Source organism: Microbacterium sp. NPDC089186, from assembly GCF_040685115.1.
In the GTDB taxonomy this organism is placed as follows: Bacteria; Actinomycetota; Actinomycetes; order Actinomycetales; family Microbacteriaceae; genus Microbacterium; species Microbacterium galbum.
In genome coordinates this window covers 396,885-412,569 of sequence record NZ_JBFBHJ010000003.1, presented here as the reverse complement: position 1 = coordinate 412,569, position 15,685 = coordinate 396,885, and the positions used below count along the sequence as shown (strand labels likewise).

16 protein-coding genes are annotated in these 15,685 nt (G+C 70.9%); 8 read left to right on the top strand and 8 right to left on the bottom strand.

The window, feature by feature from the left end:
• Positions 1–94: 94 nt before the first annotated feature.
• Positions 95–304, top strand: a complete 210-nt coding sequence (locus AB0N82_RS12200) for a methyltransferase (RefSeq protein WP_315995558.1) — start codon at positions 95–97, stop codon at positions 302–304.
• A gap of 50 nt (positions 305–354) precedes the next feature.
• On the opposite strand, the gene AB0N82_RS12195 is transcribed toward AB0N82_RS12200, so the two are convergent.
• The gene (locus tag AB0N82_RS12195; protein ID WP_315995559.1) at positions 355–963 is read right to left on the bottom strand and encodes a hypothetical protein; all 609 of its coding nucleotides are present in this window, start codon (positions 961–963) and stop codon (positions 355–357) included.
• A gap of 61 nt (positions 964–1,024) precedes the next feature.
• On the opposite strand from AB0N82_RS12195, the gene AB0N82_RS12190 reads away from it, so the two are divergent.
• The gene (locus AB0N82_RS12190) at positions 1,025–2,443 is read left to right on the top strand and encodes a PLP-dependent aminotransferase family protein (RefSeq protein WP_315995560.1); all 1,419 of its coding nucleotides are present in this window, start codon (positions 1,025–1,027) and stop codon (positions 2,441–2,443) included.
• Positions 2,444–2,747: 304 nt separating this feature from the next.
• Here the strand turns inward: AB0N82_RS12190 and AB0N82_RS12185 are convergent, their stop codons facing one another.
• The gene (locus tag AB0N82_RS12185; RefSeq protein ID WP_363391893.1) at positions 2,748–3,005 is read right to left on the bottom strand and encodes a hypothetical protein; all 258 of its coding nucleotides are present in this window, start codon (positions 3,003–3,005) and stop codon (positions 2,748–2,750) included.
• Between the two features lie 204 nt (positions 3,006–3,209).
• On the opposite strand from AB0N82_RS12185, the gene AB0N82_RS12180 reads away from it, so the two are divergent.
• The 4 genes from AB0N82_RS12180 to AB0N82_RS12165 all read left to right on the top strand — a co-directional run bounded on the left by AB0N82_RS12180 (position 3,210) and on the right by AB0N82_RS12165 (position 6,626).
• A complete protein-coding gene (locus tag AB0N82_RS12180) occupies positions 3,210–3,770 on the top strand; it encodes a single-stranded DNA-binding protein (RefSeq protein ID WP_363391891.1) in 561 nt (186 codons plus the stop codon).
• Positions 3,771–3,824: 54 nt separating this feature from the next.
• A complete protein-coding gene (locus AB0N82_RS12175) occupies positions 3,825–4,343 on the top strand; it encodes a hypothetical protein (protein WP_363391889.1) in 519 nt (172 codons plus the stop codon).
• A 71-nt stretch (positions 4,344–4,414) separates the two neighbouring features.
• Positions 4,415–6,094 (top strand): energy-dependent translational throttle protein EttA, encoded by a 1,680-nt coding sequence (gene ettA, locus AB0N82_RS12170; RefSeq protein WP_315995564.1) that lies wholly within the window; start codon positions 4,415–4,417, stop codon positions 6,092–6,094.
• Positions 6,087–6,626, top strand: coding sequence for a thioesterase family protein (locus AB0N82_RS12165; RefSeq protein WP_315995565.1), 540 nt, complete (start codon positions 6,087–6,089; stop codon positions 6,624–6,626). Before ettA ends, AB0N82_RS12165 begins: the two co-directional genes overlap by 8 nt.
• A 94-nt stretch (positions 6,627–6,720) precedes the next feature.
• Here the strand turns inward: AB0N82_RS12165 and AB0N82_RS12160 are convergent, their stop codons facing one another.
• Entirely contained in the window at positions 6,721–7,590 is an 870-nt protein-coding gene (locus tag AB0N82_RS12160) for an acyl-CoA thioesterase II (RefSeq protein ID WP_363391886.1), read from the bottom strand.
• 54 nt (positions 7,591–7,644) lie between these two features.
• Here AB0N82_RS12160 and AB0N82_RS12155 point away from each other — a divergent pair, with 54 nt between their 5' ends.
• A complete protein-coding gene (locus tag AB0N82_RS12155) occupies positions 7,645–8,313 on the top strand; it encodes a hypothetical protein (RefSeq protein ID WP_363391884.1) in 669 nt (222 codons plus the stop codon).
• Between the two features lie 191 nt (positions 8,314–8,504).
• Positions 8,505–9,332, top strand: coding sequence for a cation-transporting ATPase (locus tag AB0N82_RS12150; RefSeq protein ID WP_363391882.1), 828 nt, complete (start codon positions 8,505–8,507; stop codon positions 9,330–9,332).
• A gap of 112 nt (positions 9,333–9,444) precedes the next feature.
• Here AB0N82_RS12150 and AB0N82_RS12145 read toward each other — a convergent pair whose 3' ends face one another.
• The 5 genes from AB0N82_RS12145 to pepN all read right to left on the bottom strand — a co-directional run bounded on the left by AB0N82_RS12145 (position 9,445) and on the right by pepN (position 15,620).
• Positions 9,445–9,894, bottom strand: a complete 450-nt coding sequence (locus tag AB0N82_RS12145) for a globin (protein ID WP_315995569.1) — start codon at positions 9,892–9,894, stop codon at positions 9,445–9,447.
• On the bottom strand, positions 9,891–11,144 hold the full coding sequence (locus AB0N82_RS12140) for a mechanosensitive ion channel domain-containing protein (protein ID WP_315995570.1): 1,254 nt from the start codon (positions 11,142–11,144) through the stop codon (positions 9,891–9,893). The genes AB0N82_RS12145 and AB0N82_RS12140 overlap by 4 nt, the downstream gene beginning before the upstream one ends.
• An 84-nt stretch (positions 11,145–11,228) precedes the next feature.
• A complete protein-coding gene (locus AB0N82_RS12135; protein WP_363391879.1) occupies positions 11,229–12,029 on the bottom strand; it encodes an ABC transporter permease subunit in 801 nt (266 codons plus the stop codon).
• Complete coding sequence (locus AB0N82_RS12130; RefSeq protein ID WP_363391877.1) at positions 12,026–12,937, bottom strand: ATP-binding cassette domain-containing protein; 912 nt, start codon at positions 12,935–12,937, stop codon at positions 12,026–12,028. The genes AB0N82_RS12135 and AB0N82_RS12130 overlap by 4 nt, the downstream gene beginning before the upstream one ends.
• A gap of 133 nt (positions 12,938–13,070) precedes the next feature.
• Entirely contained in the window at positions 13,071–15,620 is a 2,550-nt protein-coding gene (gene pepN / locus AB0N82_RS12125; RefSeq protein ID WP_363391875.1) for an aminopeptidase N, read from the bottom strand.
• Between the last annotated feature and the right edge of the window lie 65 nt (positions 15,621–15,685).

The window sequence follows — 15,685 nt, the reverse complement described above, 5'->3', positions numbered from 1 at the left end:
AGGATATCGGTCGCACTCTCGGCGCGGCACCAGCCCCTGGCGCCGGCCCCCGCGCGGGCGTAACCTCCGGGCGAAGGAGAGCAAAGGAGCACTCATGTCAGACACCGCGACACGACGACTCTGGGTGGCCTACGGCCCGGTGGGGGTCGTCGGCACCATCCAGAAGGATGCCGAGGGCTACAGCGTCCACATGACGGGTAAGGACGAGCGGCTGGGCGTCTACCCGTCGATGGACATCGCCAAGAGCGCGTTGCACGCGCACCTCAAGCCCGGCAGCGACCGCCCGGAGTTCCGCGAGCACTGAGCGCGAAGCGCCCCGCCCGCGCGGTATCCGTCGCGGGCGGGGCGCTCGTGTTAGACCCGTGCCGCCGACCGCGGGCGCGGCGCCGACCGGGGAGTCGCGAGAAGCGGCATCGCGATGTGCACGAGGGGTCCGATGCCCAGGGCGAAGACGACGGTGCCGATTCCCACGGTGCCGCCCAGGAGCCACCCGAGCACGAGCACCGACCCTTCGACGGTGAGCCGGCACGCCCAGATGGGCCAGCCGAAGCGTCCGTGCAGGCCGGTCATGAGCCCGTCGCGGGGGCCGGGACCGAAGTTCGCTCCGATGTAGAGCCCGGATGCGACCGCCACGAGCACCACGCCGGCGACGAGCATGAGAGCCTGGAGCCAGAAGACGTCGGGGTGCGGCAGGATGCCGAGGGCGAGTTGCAGGCTGGTGCCGACCAGGAGGATGTTCGCGATCGTGCCGACGCCCGGCTTCTGACGCAGGGGGATCCACAGGAGCAGGACGCCGAGGCCGATGATGTTGGTGACCCACCCGATGCCGACGCCCGTCACGCGGGCGATGCCCTGCGCGAAGACGGTCCACGGGTCCACGCCGAGCCCGGCGGCGACGGTGAGGGCGCAGCCGGCGCCGTAGAGGACGAGGCCGACGAGGAGGCGGGTGACGCGGGAGAACATGAGGCAATCCAATCATCGGATTGGACCGTTGCTTAGAGGCCAATCGGGATAGTGTGGCCGCATGGACTCACGGATCTCCGCGCGCGCCCTCGCCGCAGCCCTCGGCGGCTGGCGGGGGAGCGGCCCGGCGTACGAGGCGCTCGCCGACGGGGTGCGTCTGCTGTGCCTCGACAACCGCCTCGCGCCGTCGACCGCTCTCCCCGCCGAGCGCGAGCTCGCCGCCGCGCTGTCGCTCAGTCGGACGACCGTCGCAGCGGCCTATCGCAGCCTGCGGGAGACGGGGCACATCGAGAGCCTGAGAGGCAGCGGCAGCGTGACGCTCCCGCTGCGGCGGAGCGACCCCGGCCGCCTGGAGGCCGACGCCGACAGCATCGACCTGCAGCAGGCCAGCCCGGCGGCGTGGCCGGGGCTCCCCGCCGTCATCGCCGAGGCGGCGGCCCAGGCGCCGGCGCTCGTCGCCCGGATCGGATACGACGTCGTCGGCGACCCGTCGCTGCGGGCGGCCATCGCGGATCACTACACGGCGCGCGGGCTGTCGACCGCCCCCGATCAGATCCTCGTCACGACGGGGGCGCAGAGCGCGATCCATCTGATCGCGTCCGTACTCATCGGCCGCGCCGACCGGGTCATGCTCGAGACGCCGACCTATCCGCACGCGGCCGACGCCTTCCGCCGGGTGGGTGCGCGGCTGATCGGCGTGCCCGTCGACGCGGAGACCGGGTGGGACATCGAACGCGCCGAGCAGAGTTTCGCGCGCGCCCTTCCGTCACTGGCTTACCTCATGCCCGACTTCCACAACCCGACCGGCCGCACGATGGACCCCCGCGAGGTCGACGCGTTCTTGTCGGGGGCCCGCGGCGCCGGAACGCTCCTCGTACTGGACGAGACGACAGGGCAACTCGACATCGACCGCCGGGGGGATGCCGCGCCCTTCCCGGACGACGATCGCATCATCCGCGTCGCTTCGTTGGGCAAGACCGTCTGGGGCGGCCTGCGGGTGGGATGGGTGCGCGCCGCTCCCGACATCATCCGCCGCCTCGCCAGCGGGCGCCCCGTGCACGACCTGGGAACGCCGGAACTCGAGCAGGCCATCGCGACGCGACTGGTGCCGCGGCTCGACGAGATCGCGCGGCAGCGGGGAGAGCTGCTGCGGGCGGGACGCGACGCCCTGCGCAGCGCGTTGATCGACGCGTTCCCGGAGTGGGACGTCCCGCGGGTGAGTGGCGGCGTGTCGATGTGGGTCGGCATCGGAGAGCCGCTCAGCACTCCGCTCGTCATGAACGCGCGCTCACGCGGTCTCGCTCTCTCCGCCGGCTCGCGGTTCGCCGTGGAAGGCGGCCACGACCGGCGCCTGCGCGTGCCCTTCACCGCTCCGCCTGCCACGCTCGAGCGCGCGGTGGGGATACTCCGTGCGGCGTGGGACGACGTGCGCGGTGGACGAACGGTGCCCGCGCGGGAGGACTTCGCCACGGTCGTCTGAGCCGGTCGCCGTCGCGCTCGGTCGGGGCTCACCCGGGTGCGGATGCGTCTGCGCACGTCGATGCGCCCGCGTGTCGGATGTCGCCGCGTCGGTGCACCCGGATGTCGAGGCGTCGCCGTGTCGAGGCGTCGCCGTGCCGGTGCGTCGCTGTGCCGAGGCGTCGCCGTGCCGATGCGCCCTGGCGTCGATGTACCCCGTGGTCAGTGCACACCCGCGTCGATGCCTCCGGCGTCCATAGACCCCGGCGTCGAGGCGCGCCCCGTGTCGATGCTGCCTGTGTTGCTGCCTCGCGTCGAGGCGCCGTTCATCGGGCGTAGCGCAGACACTCGACGGCATCGCTCGACGACCAGAACTCGCCGAGGCGTCGGAAGCTGCCCGAGGCGGCGTGGAAGCGTTCGGCCGCGTACCGCCATCCTCCATCGGACGCGATGGCACGGATGTGGCCGACCATGACGCCGCGCGGGTCGGCGATGCGCCACAGACCGGCGGCGACATGCGTCGCCGCACCCCACCCGGCCGGGCGCGGTGCCGGAGCGAGGTCGTTCCACAGTGCGGTGCTCATGCGGACACCGTACGACCGACCTCCGACATCACCGTCGCCGTGCCCATCCCACTCCTCCTCCCCACCGCCTCGGCTGCCCCATCCGTCCACGGAACCGGCGGAATCGCCTCCGCCGCCCGGGCGAGTCGCGCGACGCTGACATGGCTCCGGCATCCGTCGGGCACGCGGATGCCGGAGCGTCACAACACATCGAGAGGACACATCATGAGCGATCACATCACCCTGGTCGGCAACATCGTCGGCGACCTCGAGCAACGCACCACCCGCGGGGGCGGGCCGGTCGCGGCGTTCCGACTCGCAGTGGGCGAGAGGAAGTTCGACCGGGAGAAGGGCGAGTGGGTGGACGGACACACGAACTTCTACGCCATCTCGGTCTTCGGCGACCTCGGCGCCAACGTCCTCCGCTCCTTCCGGAAAGGCGAGCGCGTGATCCTGAGCGGCCGCCTGCGTCTGCGCGAGTGGGAGACCGAGAGCAAGCGCGGGGTCAGCGCCGACGTCGTCGCAGACGCGATCGGCCACGACCTGCGCTGGGGGGTGTCGGTGTTCCACCGCGCCGCGAAGCCGCAGACTGCCACCAGCCCGTCTCCCGCTGAACCCGCACCGCGCGCCGAAACGGACGGCGACGGATGGAGCCTGCCGGGCGCCTCGCTCAAGACGGACGCCGGGGGTTCGGGTGAAGGGGCCGAACGGGCTCGGGCTGAGGTCGGCGTGGCGGCGGGGGAAACCGGTCGTGTCGAGACGCCCGCCGACGCCACCCCGTTCTGATCCGGGGCGGGTCACCCTCCGGTGGTGCGTGGACGGGTCCGTAGACTCGTGATCGTGCCTCGCTTCCCCGGACGACTCTTCGCCGCTCTGACCCTCGTGGCCGTGTTCGGGCTCGCGGGCTGCACGGGGAATTCGGCCGCACCGGGGCCGGATGCCGGCGACGCGGCGACGTCGACGGCAGGGGAGACGCCCGGCGCGGAGGCGACGACTCCGTCGTCCGCGGGCGATGCGTCGTCGACCCCGGCGGCCTCGTCCGCGAGCGAGGGCGCGCAGCGCCTTCCGCTGTTCTCGCAGACCGTGGCCTCGGTATGGGCCGGGCCGAATCCGGCGTCGGGGCGCGCGTACATCGACGCCCTGACGGCGGCGGGCTTCGACAAAGCGGCGATGCAGGTCACCGCCGATGAGTCCACCATCGGCAATGCGGCGGAGAGCATCGAATTCGCGGTGCGCCTGGGCGACGAGTGCCTCGTCGGACAGGTGGGCCCGTCGATCGGCGACCCTGTGACGACGGTGCTCCCGGGACTCGGCTCCGGTGGATGCCTGATCGGGCAGACGCGCGCGATCGATTGGTGACGGACCCGCGGCGGCCGCTGTGCGCTCGTCACGTCGGTGCGCAGGGGAGCCGCCCCTAGACTGGAACGGTTATGGCCGAATACATCTACTCCATGGTCCGTGCCCGCAAGGCGGTCGGCGACAAACTCATCCTCGACGACGTCACGATGTCGTTCCTCCCCGGCGCCAAGATCGGCATGGTCGGTCCGAACGGTGCGGGAAAGTCCACGATCCTCAAGATCATGGCCGGCCTCGACACGCCCTCCAACGGTGAGGCGCGCCTCAGCCCCGGCTTCACCGTCGGCATCCTGATGCAGGAGCCCGAGCTCGACGACAGCAAGACCGTGCTGGAGAACATCCAGGACGGCGTGGCGATCAAGCCCAAGCTCGACCGCTTCAACGAGATCTCCGCCCTCATGGCCGACCCCGACGCCGACTTCGACGCGCTGCTGGCCGAGATGGGCACGCTGCAGGAAGAGATCGACGCCGCCGACGGCTGGGACCTCGACTCGCAGCTCGAGCAGGCGATGGACGCCCTGCGCACCCCGCCCGCCGATGCGAGCGTCGTCCCGCTCTCCGGTGGAGAGCGTCGCCGCGTCGCGCTGGCGAAACTGCTGCTGCAGAAGCCCGACCTGCTGCTCCTCGACGAGCCCACCAACCACCTCGACGCCGAGAGCGTGCTGTGGCTCGAGCAGCACCTCAAGGCCTACAAGGGTGCGGTCATCGCCATCACCCACGACCGGTACTTCCTCGACAACGTCGCGGAGTGGATCGCCGAGGTCGACCGCGGTCACCTGTACCCCTACGAGGGCAACTACTCGACCTACCTCGACAAGAAGGCGCAGCGCCTCGACGTCCAGGGCAAGAAGGACGCGAAGCTGGCCAAGCGCCTGAAGGACGAGCTCGAGTGGGTCCGCTCCAACGCCAAGGGTCGTCAGGTCAAGTCGAAGGCCCGCCTGGCGCGCTACGAGGAGATGGCCGCCGAGGCCGAGCGCACGCGCAAGTTGGACTTCGACGAGATCCAGATCCCCGCGGGTCCGCGCCTGGGCAGCATCGTCATCGACGCGAAGAAGCTCGAGAAGAGCTTCGGAGACCGCTCGCTCATCAGCAACCTGAGCTTCAACCTCCCGCCGAACGGCATCGTCGGCGTGATCGGTCCGAACGGTGTGGGAAAGACGACGTTGTTCAAGACGATCGTCGGCCTCGAGCCCCTCGACGGCGGAACGCTGAAGATCGGCGAGACCGTCAAGATCAGCTACGTCGACCAGTCGCGCGCGAACATCGACCCCGAGAAGACGCTGTGGGAGGTCGTCTCCGACGGTCTCGACATCATCACCGTGGGCAAGACCGAGATCCCCTCGCGCGCCTACGTGTCGAAGTTCGGTTTCAAGGGCCCCGACCAGCAGAAGAAGGCCGGGGTGCTCTCCGGTGGTGAGCGCAACCGCCTCAACCTCGCCCTCACGCTGAAGGAGGGCGGGAACCTGCTGCTCCTCGACGAGCCGACCAACGACCTCGACGTCGAGACGCTGAGCTCGCTCGAGAACGCCCTGCTCGAGTTCCCCGGCTGTGCCGTCGTCATCACCCACGACCGGTGGTTCCTCGACCGCATCGCGACGCACATCCTCGCCTACGAGGGCACCGAGGAGAACCCCGACCAGTGGCACTGGTTCGAGGGCAACTTCGAAGCCTACGAGGCGAACAAGATCGAGCGCCTCGGAGCGGATGCCGCCAACCCGTCGCGGTCGACCTACCGCAAGCTCACGCGTGACTGACGCAGAAGCATTCCCCGACTCGGGCCCCGCCACCGCGGGGCCCGAGCGGCTTCACGTGCCGATCCCCCTGCGCTGGGGCGACCTCGACGCGCTCGGACACGTCAACAACACCTCGATGCTCAAGCTGCTCGAAGAGGCGCGTCTGCGCGCTTTCTGGCGCGGGGACGGCGAGGGCGAGGCCCTGCCGACGGCCGTCTTCGACATGAGCGTGCTCGAGAGCGGCGGAGAACGCGCGACGCTGATCGCTCGTCAGGAGATCGAGTACCTCCGTCCCGTGCCCTACAGCCAGCGTCCGCTGGACGTGCGCATGTGGATCGGTGCGATGGGGGGCTCGAGCGCCGACATCTGCTTCGAGGTGTTCAGCCCGATCGGCGACGCCGAGCAGGTGCTCTACGCGCGCGCCACGGCCGTCGTGGTCCTCGTCGACACCGCGAGCGGCCGTCCCATCCGCTGGAGTGCGGCCGAGCGGGCTGCGTGGGGGCCCTACGTCGGTGACCCGATCGAGTACCGTCGCCGAGCCGCGAAGGGCTGACTCCGGTCGACGCACGAGGTCTGCGCCTCGACGCCGCCGTGCGTCGACATGGCGCGGGACGGATGCCGCCGGGCGGCGGCATCCGTGATCGCGGTCACTCGCGCGGGACCCGCACCATGACCTCCTGCGCGACGCTCGCCAGCAGCGCACCGTCACGCGTATAGACGCGGCCCGTCGACAGCCCGCGACCGCCGCGGGCGTTCGGCGACTCCTGCACGTAGAGCAGCCACTCGTCCACGCGTCCGGGACGGTGCCACCACATCGCGTGGTCGAGGCTCGCCACGCGCAAGCCCGGTGCGTTCCAGGGCACGCCGTGGGCGCGCAGAATCGTCTCCTGGATCGTCAGATCGCTGAGGTACGCGAGGGAGGCCCGGTGCACGGCCGGGTCATCGGTGATGGGACGGCGCAGCTTCATCCACACGGCCTGCCGCGGCACTCGCGGCCCCTCGACCGAGGCGTACACCGGTGACGACACGTGACGCACGTCGACAGGGCTCGCCGACAGCATCCGCCGGCTGATGGGGTGCAGCGTCTCGACGTCGACGGGCGCCGTGTCCTCGGGCGGGGCGATTCCGTCGGGCATGGGCTCGAAATGCTCGAGTCCGGGGTCGTCGTCCTGGAATGACGCGATCATCGAGAAGATCGGAACGCCCGACTGGAACGCCTGCGTGCGCCGGGTCGAGAACGACCGGCCGTCGTGGATCCGGTCGACCGAGAACGTGATGCCGTCGGCCGGATCGCCGGGACGCAGGAAGTACCCGTGCATCGAGTGCACGGTGCGTGCGGCCGGGAGGGTACGCGAGGCGGCGACGATCGTCTGCGCGAGCACCTGGCCGCCGTAGACACGGCCGGTCGGCATCGCCTGCGACACACCCGTGAAGATGTCTTCGGTCGTCCGGGCGCCGGCATCGCGGAGGTCGAGGACCGCGAGCAACGACGCCACGGGATCGATGGCGTCGGTCACGCTGACTCCCGTTCCGGTGCGGCGAGGTGCGCACCGCTTGCTAGTTTAGAGCGGGTGTCCGCGCGCCTGTTGTTCCCCGACCCGCAGGCGGCAGCCGACCTGCTGACCTTCTCCAGTCGAACGATCCGTCTCGGCGACGGAACCGTGCGCCTGCGCGCCCGCGGGGGAGTGCTCGTCACGACGGCCGCGCCCCTCGCGCCGCGCGGCCTGATGGACGCGACGCCCACCGTGCTCGGGCTGCGCGCATCGGCGATCGACCCCGAGCTGGAATGCGACCTCGTCGTCGAGGCGTCCGCGCTTCTGCCGGCCCCCGACGACGCGAACGCGGTCGTCCTGCCCGAGACGGCGACCTCTCCGGCATGGGCGGGCATCTCGCCGCCGCAGGGCGGCTGGGAGCAGACGGATGCCGTCGACTCGGCCGTCCTCGCCGCGCGTGCCCAGTACGGTGTCGCCGCCGTCGCCGACGCGCTCCCGGCCGACGCGGGCGAGGACGTGGTGCGGGTGATCCGGGCCCAGGTGTGGGGACAGGCCGACGAGGCTTTGGGCGGACTGCCGCTCGGGGTGGCCTTCGCGGCGTTCGCGCTCGGGTTCATCGCCGGCGGCGAAGAGGCGCCCGTGCGCCGCAGCGGAGCGTGGACGCGGCTGAGCCTCACCCGCGGGCACGTGCTCGTGCGCGGGCCGGTGCGCTCGGGGCTGACGGCGGTGCGCGCCACCGGAAGCTGACCGCACGGCGGCCGAGCGTCATCCAGGAAGCACAAAGGTGCCCGCCCTACCGTGGAAGCAGCAAGGGGAGTACTCCCGACGCGGCGTATCCGTCATCACGAGTCCACGGTTGGATTCCGGGTACGTCGGCCCCGAGGGGCGGAGGAGACCTTGACGTCGCGGCAGCATGCCGCCCGTCGAGAGGTATCCCCGTGGTTTCATTCTCCCGTCTGTTCGACCTCGCCTCGAAGGCCGCCGGCAAAGCCTCGGCCGCCAAGAGCGGGTCCCCGTCTTCCGGGAATCGCGACTGGCGCGACATGGTGCGCTCGGCCGCCGACGCCGTGACCGGCGACTCGCGGCCGCGCACCCCGGGGGCGCCGCCCGCCACCCCCGCCGATCGGTACGCCCCGCCCGCGGCGGGCCGACGCCCGGCATCCGGAGGCGCCGTCTCGGCCGACGATCGCGCCGCCATCGCGCGCTACGACTACCTGCTGCGCACGGCCGACCCCGACCGCGTCGAGCAGATGCACCGCGAGGCCTTCGCTCGGCTCACCCCGGCGCAACGCGCGCACGTGCGCGAGCGGATGGATGCCGAGCTGGCGCCGCACGAGCAGCCCCGGTCCGACGCTCCTGACGACCTCGCCCGCACCGCGGCGCGGGCGGAGGCGGCGAGACCGGGTCGCATGTCGTCGCTGCTCGCGAGGGCCGGGAAGGGCGGACTCGTCGGCGCCGGTATCGTCGGCGCCGGCGGCCTGCTCGCCGCGGTCGCCGGAGGCGCGATCGTCAGCGCGGTCGCCGCACCCCTGCTCGCGCAGGCGATGCAGTCCGGGGTCGACTTCGCGGGACTCGCCGAGGGAGTGGACCTGGAGGCCCTGGCATCCGGAGTCGATCTCACCTCGCTCGCGGAAGGATCGGGCATCGGCGAATGGGCCGGAGGGGCGCAGGATGCCGTATCGGGAGCGGGCGAGAAGATCAGCGGGTTCGGCGAGGGCCTGTCGAACCTCGACCTCCCGGGCTTCGGCGACTTCCTCGGCCGCTGAGCCCGGGCGACGGGCGGAGCGGCACCCGCGGGCGGGGTGCACCGACCCCGCGGTTGCTCGGCGAGGCCACCCGCGCTCGCTGAGCGGCGCGGGCCGGCGGGGCGGACGGCCGTCAGTCCGCTGAGCGGACCGGCAGCCCCGTATCGGGGCGTCCGTTCTGCTGCGGGCCGATCCCGCGCGCCTCGAACGTGTTGACCATGGCGTAGGCGGCGCGTTCGAGGTAGTCCCACAGGGGGGCCTCGAAGGCCGGCGGCAGGGCGATCTCATCGACGGCGGCGCGCATGTGTCGCAGCCAGCGGTCGCGCGCGTCGGGATCGACGTGGAACGGCATGTGCCGCATGCGCAGGCGCGGGTGCCCGCGCGTCTCGCCGTAGGTCGTCGGTCCACCCCAGTACTGCGCGAGGAAGAGCGTCAGCCGGTCGGCGGCCGGGCCGAGGTCCTCTTCGGGGTACATGGGCTTGAGAACCTCGTCGGAGGCGACGCCGCGATAGAAGGCGTCGACGAGTCGGCGGAAGGTGTCCATACCGCCGACCTGATCGTAGAAGCTGACGGGTTCGGTCATGACGTGCTCTCTTCGTCGGCGCGCACGGCCGGGGGAGTCGGCTTCGGCGTGTCGGCGCCCGGCGCGGCGGGCAGATCCACGACCGAGGTGGGGGTGTCGTCGCGCAGCGTCTTGGTCTTCTTCGTCTTCGGCGCCGGCGCGCCGTCGTGCTCGGTGTGGTCCTCCACCGTCTCGGAGACGTCGATGCGACGCCCGCGCGGCTTCCACCGGGGACGGTCGTTCACAACGGCGACGGGCGTCTCCTTCGTCTTCGGCGGGTGGGCGCCGCGCACGCTCTGCGCGCCCTCTGCTCCGGTGAGCACGATGGAGTTCAGCTGTGGCAGCGCGATCCCCATCGCATCGATGGCGCGCTTGAGGCGCGCGCGCAGCTCGCGGGCCACGTCGTCCTTCGCGCTCGAGCGCGTCTTCATCACCAGGCGGATGACGAGGGCGTCACCGCTGATGGACTCCAGGCCCCAGATCTCGGGCTGCTCGATGATGCGCGAGCGCCACTTCTGCTCCTTCGACATCGTCTTCGCCGCGGTGAGCATGGCCTGCTCGACGTCGTCGATGTCGGCATCCACCGGCACGGCGAGATCGATGATGACGCGCGACCAGCCCTGCGACATGTTGCCGATGCGCGTGATCTCCCCGTTGCGCACGTACCAGAGCGTGCCGTTGACGTCGCGCACGTGCGTGATGCGGACGCTCACGAACTCCACGATGCCCGTCGCCAGGCCCAGGTCGACGACGTCGCCGATGCCGATCTGGTCTTCGGCCACGATGAAGATGCCGTTGAGGACGTCTTTGACGATGTTCTGCGCGCCGAAGCCGAGGCCGGCGCCGATCGCGGCGGTGAGCAGGGTGAGGGATGCGAGGGCGTCGGGCGCGACGATGCCGGCGATCCACACGAGGGCGACGATCACGAGCACGACGTTGACGATGTTCTGCAGGATCGTCCCCAGGGTGCGCGTTCGCTGCACGAGGCGGACGGCGCTCAGGGGAGATCGGTCGAGGGCCTGCGTGTCGTCGACCCGCGCCTTGACCTTGGCGCCGTTGACGATGCGGTCGACCACGCGGCGGATGACCACGCGCAGGATCCATGCGGCGATGGCGATACCGACGACAATCCCCAGGATCTGCAGGAGCACGCCGCCGAAGTCGAGCAGGCGGCCGCCGATCCACGTCCAGGTGTCGAGGTTGGCGAGGTCCGAGGGCGAGGTGATCGTGGGAGACGGACTGGGGGAGGGATTTTCGGCGAGAACGAACATCGGGATTCAGACTAACGACGGATGCCTCGGCGCCGGCTGAGCGTCGAGGCATCCGTGGAGGGTGCGAAGGATGGGGAGGAACGATCAGGCGTCGCGTGTGCGCAGCGCGATCCATCCGAGCGCGAGCGGACCGACGACCCACCCCGCCAGCGTGAGCGCGGGCTCGAGCAGGTCCTGCGCTCCGGGTTGCGTCAGCGCAGCCGCCGCGTTGACGGGAAGGTACTTCGCCGACTCGACGATCCACATCCACTCCGGCCCCGCGATTGAGAAGAGGCTCAGGACGATGGGCAGCACGAACAGCACGCCCACCGTGACCGCGATGGCCCCCGCGCCGCTGCGCAGGAGGAAGCCGAAGCCGACGCCCATCAGGGTGAAGCACGCCATCGACAGCACGCCGAAGCCGAGCGGGACGACCGAGTCCGCCGGGGTCGCCCAATCGACAGGGGCCTGCATCATCGGTGCGGTGACGGCCATCGCGACGGCGTAGATCACGACCGTGGTGACCATCATGGTCGCGGCCACGACCATCGCCTTGGCCAGCAGCACGGCGCCGCGACGCGGTTCGGCGGTCAGGGTCGAGCGGATCATGCCGGTGGAGTATTCGCCGGTGACGACGATCGCGCCGAGGATCCCCGCCACGAGCATGGTGAACTGGGTGGGAGCCAGGATGACGTTGGTCGGCGCCATCGCCCCGCCGGTGTCGCTCGTGGCCAGGGCGATGAGGAGCGACATGCCGACGGACATCGCCGCGGTCACTCCGAGCGACCACCACGTCGATCGGAGGCTGAGGACCTTGACGGCCTCGCTGCGCAGCAGGTGGGCGAAGGTCAGACGGTGAGCCGGAGTGTGCGTGGACCTGCGGGGTCCGGCGGCGAGCGTGGTCATGCGATCTCCTTGGTCTTGTACTCGACCGAGTCATCGGTCAGGGCGAGGTAGGCGTCCTCGAGGGACCCCACGCGCGGACTGAGTTCGTACAGGGGGATGCCGCGGGCGGCGGCGATGTCGCCGACCGTCCGGGCCGTGACCCCGGTGATCTGGGCCGCGCCCGGCTCGATGGCCGTGACCGTGGCATCCGGGGTCTGCAGCGCGGTGACGAGGTCGTCGAGCCGGGGCGAGCGCACGACGAGGGTGGTGGTGGTCCACGCCCCCACGAGGTCGGCGAGAGGGGCGTCGGCGAGGACGCGGCCGCGCCCGAGGACGATGACGTGGTCGGCGGTCTGGGCCATCTCGCTCATGAGGTGGCTCGACAGCAGCACCGTGCGACCCTCCGCGGCCAGGTGACGCACGAACTGGCGCACCCAGCGCACGCCCTCGGGGTCGAGGCCGTTCACGGGCTCGTCGAGGATCAGCGTGTGCGGGTCGCCGAGGAGGGCCGCCGCGATGCCGAGGCGCTGTCCCATCCCGAGCGAGAACCCGCCCGCGCGCTTGCCGGCGACCGCGCCGATGCCCGTGAGCTCGATGACCTCGTCGACGCGATCGCGGCCGATGCCGTGCGTCGCGGCCAGGGCGCGCAGATGGTTCCTGGCCGAGCGGCCGGTGTGCACGGCCTTCGCGTCGAGCAGCACCCCGACCTCGGTGAGCGGCGAGCGCAGCTGGCGGTACTCCTGGCCCGCGACCGTGACCCGTCCGGCGGTGGGACGGTCCAGTCCCACGATCATGCGCATGGTCGTGGACTTGCCCGCGCCGTTGGGGCCGAGGAAGCCGGTCACCCGGCCCGGGGCGACGGTGAACGAGACGCCGTCGACGGCGGTCTTCGCGCCGTAGCGCTTGGTGAGGTTGTCTGCAACGATCATGCGTTCGACGCTACGGATCGGCCCCCGGACCGGTCATCGTCCGCGGGGATGATCCCGCGTCGCCGCGAGGATGACCGGAGACGACGGATGCCCCCTCCCGGGGTGGGAGAGGGCATCCATCGGGGGGCGCGACTTACTGCGCGTCGCGCTCCTGCACGGCCAGCGCGCGCTCGACACCGGCGAGGTTCTCGCCGACCAGGCGACGCAGCGCGGGAGCGGCGTCGGCGTGCTGCGAGAGCCACGTCCGCGTCGCGTCGCGCAGCGCCGTGTTCGCGAGGGCCGCGGGGTACAGACCCACGATGAGGTACTGCGCGATCTGGTAGCTGCGCGATTCCCAGATCGGCAGCAGCATCGCGAAGTAGGGCTCGACGAAGTCGGCGAGCACGTCGACCGTGGTCGGGTTCGTGAACCCGGCCGCGGTGGACCGCACGATCGTGTTGGGGGCGTCGGAGCGCGCGATGAGCGAGTCCCAGGCCTCCTGCTTCGCCTCGTGCGAGGGCAGCGACGCCTTCGCCATCGCGGCGAATTCGCCGCCCTTGGCGGTGTTGTCGGCGGCGCGGGCCTCGTCGATGTCGTTGGCGGTGACGGCGCCGGCCGCGGCGAGCGAGACGAGCAGCTGCCACGACAGGTCGGTGTCGATCTCGAGACCCTCGAGGGTCGTCGACCCGTCACGCAGGGCCTTCACCGTCTCGGCGTGGGCCGGGGTGGATGCCGCCGACGCGAACGCCGTGACGAACTGCAGCTGGCTGTCGCTCCCGGCCTCCGCCTGCTGCGCGAGCGTCCACAGCCCGTCGGCCACGCGCTCGCGCGCGGCGTCGCGGGTCGCCGGAGCGACGTAGGAGTTTGCGGCGAGCTGCAGCTGGGCGAGGGTCGTACGCACGGTGGTGGACTCGGTCTCGGAGCCGATGTTCTGCAGCACCAGATCGAGGTAATCGGTCGCCGAGGCCTCGGCATCCCGGGTCTGATCCCAGGCCGCACCCCATACGAGCGAGCGGGCGAGCGGGTCGGAGATGTCCTTGAGGTGGGCGATCGCGGTGGCCAGCGAGCGCTCGTCGAGACGGATCTTCGCGTACGCGAGGTCGTCGTCGTTGAGCAGCACGAGGTCGGGACGACGGATGCCGCGCAGCTCGGCCACCTCCGTGCGGTCGCCGTCGACGTCGAGCTCGATCTGGTGCACGCGCTCGAGCGCTCCCGCGTCGTTCAGCGAGTAGAAGCCGATGCCGAGGCGGTGCGGGCGGATGGTGGGGTAGTCGCTCGGCGCGGTCTGCACGATCGCGAAGCGCGAGATGGTGCCGTCCGCGCCCTCCTCGATGAGCGGGGTCAGCGTGTTGACGCCGGCCGTCTCGAGCCACTTCTTGGCCCAGTCGCCCAGGTCGCGGCCGCTCGTGGTCTCGAGCTCGGTGAGCAGGTCGCCGACCTCGGTGTTGGACCACTGGTGCTTCTGGAAGTAGGCGGCGACCCCGGCGAAGAACTGCTCGATACCGACCCAGGCGGCCAGCTGCTTGAGCACCGACCCGCCCTTGGCGTAGGTGATGCCGTCGAAGTTGACCTGCACGTCTTCGAGATCGTTGATCTCGGCGACGACGGGGTGCGTCGAGGGCAGCTGGTCCTGGCGGTACGCCCAGGTCTTCTCCATCGCGTTGAAGGTCGTCCAGGCGGCCTCCCACTCGGTGGCCTCGGCGGTGGCGATCGTCGACGCCCACTCGGCGAACGACTCGTTCAGCCACAGGTCGTTCCACCACTTCATGGTGACGAGGTCGCCGAACCACATGTGCGCGAGCTCGTGCAGGATCGTGACGACGCGGCGCTCCTTCACGGCATCCGTCACCTTGGAGCGGAAGACGTAGGTCTCGGTGAAGGTGACCGCACCGGCGTTCTCCATCGCGCCCGCGTTGAACTCGGGCACGAAGAGCTGGTCGTACTTGGCGAAGGGGTAGGGGAAGCCGAACTTCTCCTCGAAGTACGCGAAGCCCTGGCGGGTCTTGTCGAAGACGTAGTCGGCATCCAGGTACTGCCACAGGCTCTTGCGGGCGAAGACCCCGAGCGGGATGACGCGGCCGTCGGCGCTCGTCAGCTCGCTGTAGGTGGCCTCGTAGGGGCCGGCGACGAGCGCGGTGATGTACGAGGAGATGCGCGGGGTCGCGGGGAAGTCCCAGCGGGCGGCGTCGTCGGAGACGGCGACCGGCTCGGGCGTGGGGGAGTTGGAGACGACCTTCCAGCGTGCGGGCGCCGTGACCGAGAAGGTGAACTCCGCCTTCAGGTCGGGCTGCTCGAACACCGTGTACATGCGACGCGAGTCGGGCACCTCGAACTGCGAGTAGAGGTAGACCTCGCCGTCGACGGGGTCGACGAAGCGGTGCAGGCCCTCGCCCGTGTTCGTGTATTCGCAGTCGGCCTCGACGACGAGCTCGTTCGAGGCTTCGAGACCGTCGAGCGCGATGCGCGAGTCGGCGAAGACGGTCGCCGGGTCGAGCGAGCGACCGTTGAGCGTCACCGAATGCACGGTGCGGGCGATGAGGTCGATGAAGGTCGACGCTCCCTCGGTCGCGGCGAAGGTCACCGCGGTGCGGGAGGAGAACACCTCGTCTCCGCGGGTCAGGTCGAGCTGCACGTGGTACTCGTGCGTGTCGACGATCGCGCGGCGCTCCTGCGCTTCGATGCGGGTCAGGTTCTCTCCTGGCACTGGCGTTCTCCCGGGGATGAGGGTGGGATCGTCGCGGATGACGCGCCGGCGTGGGTGACGACGGA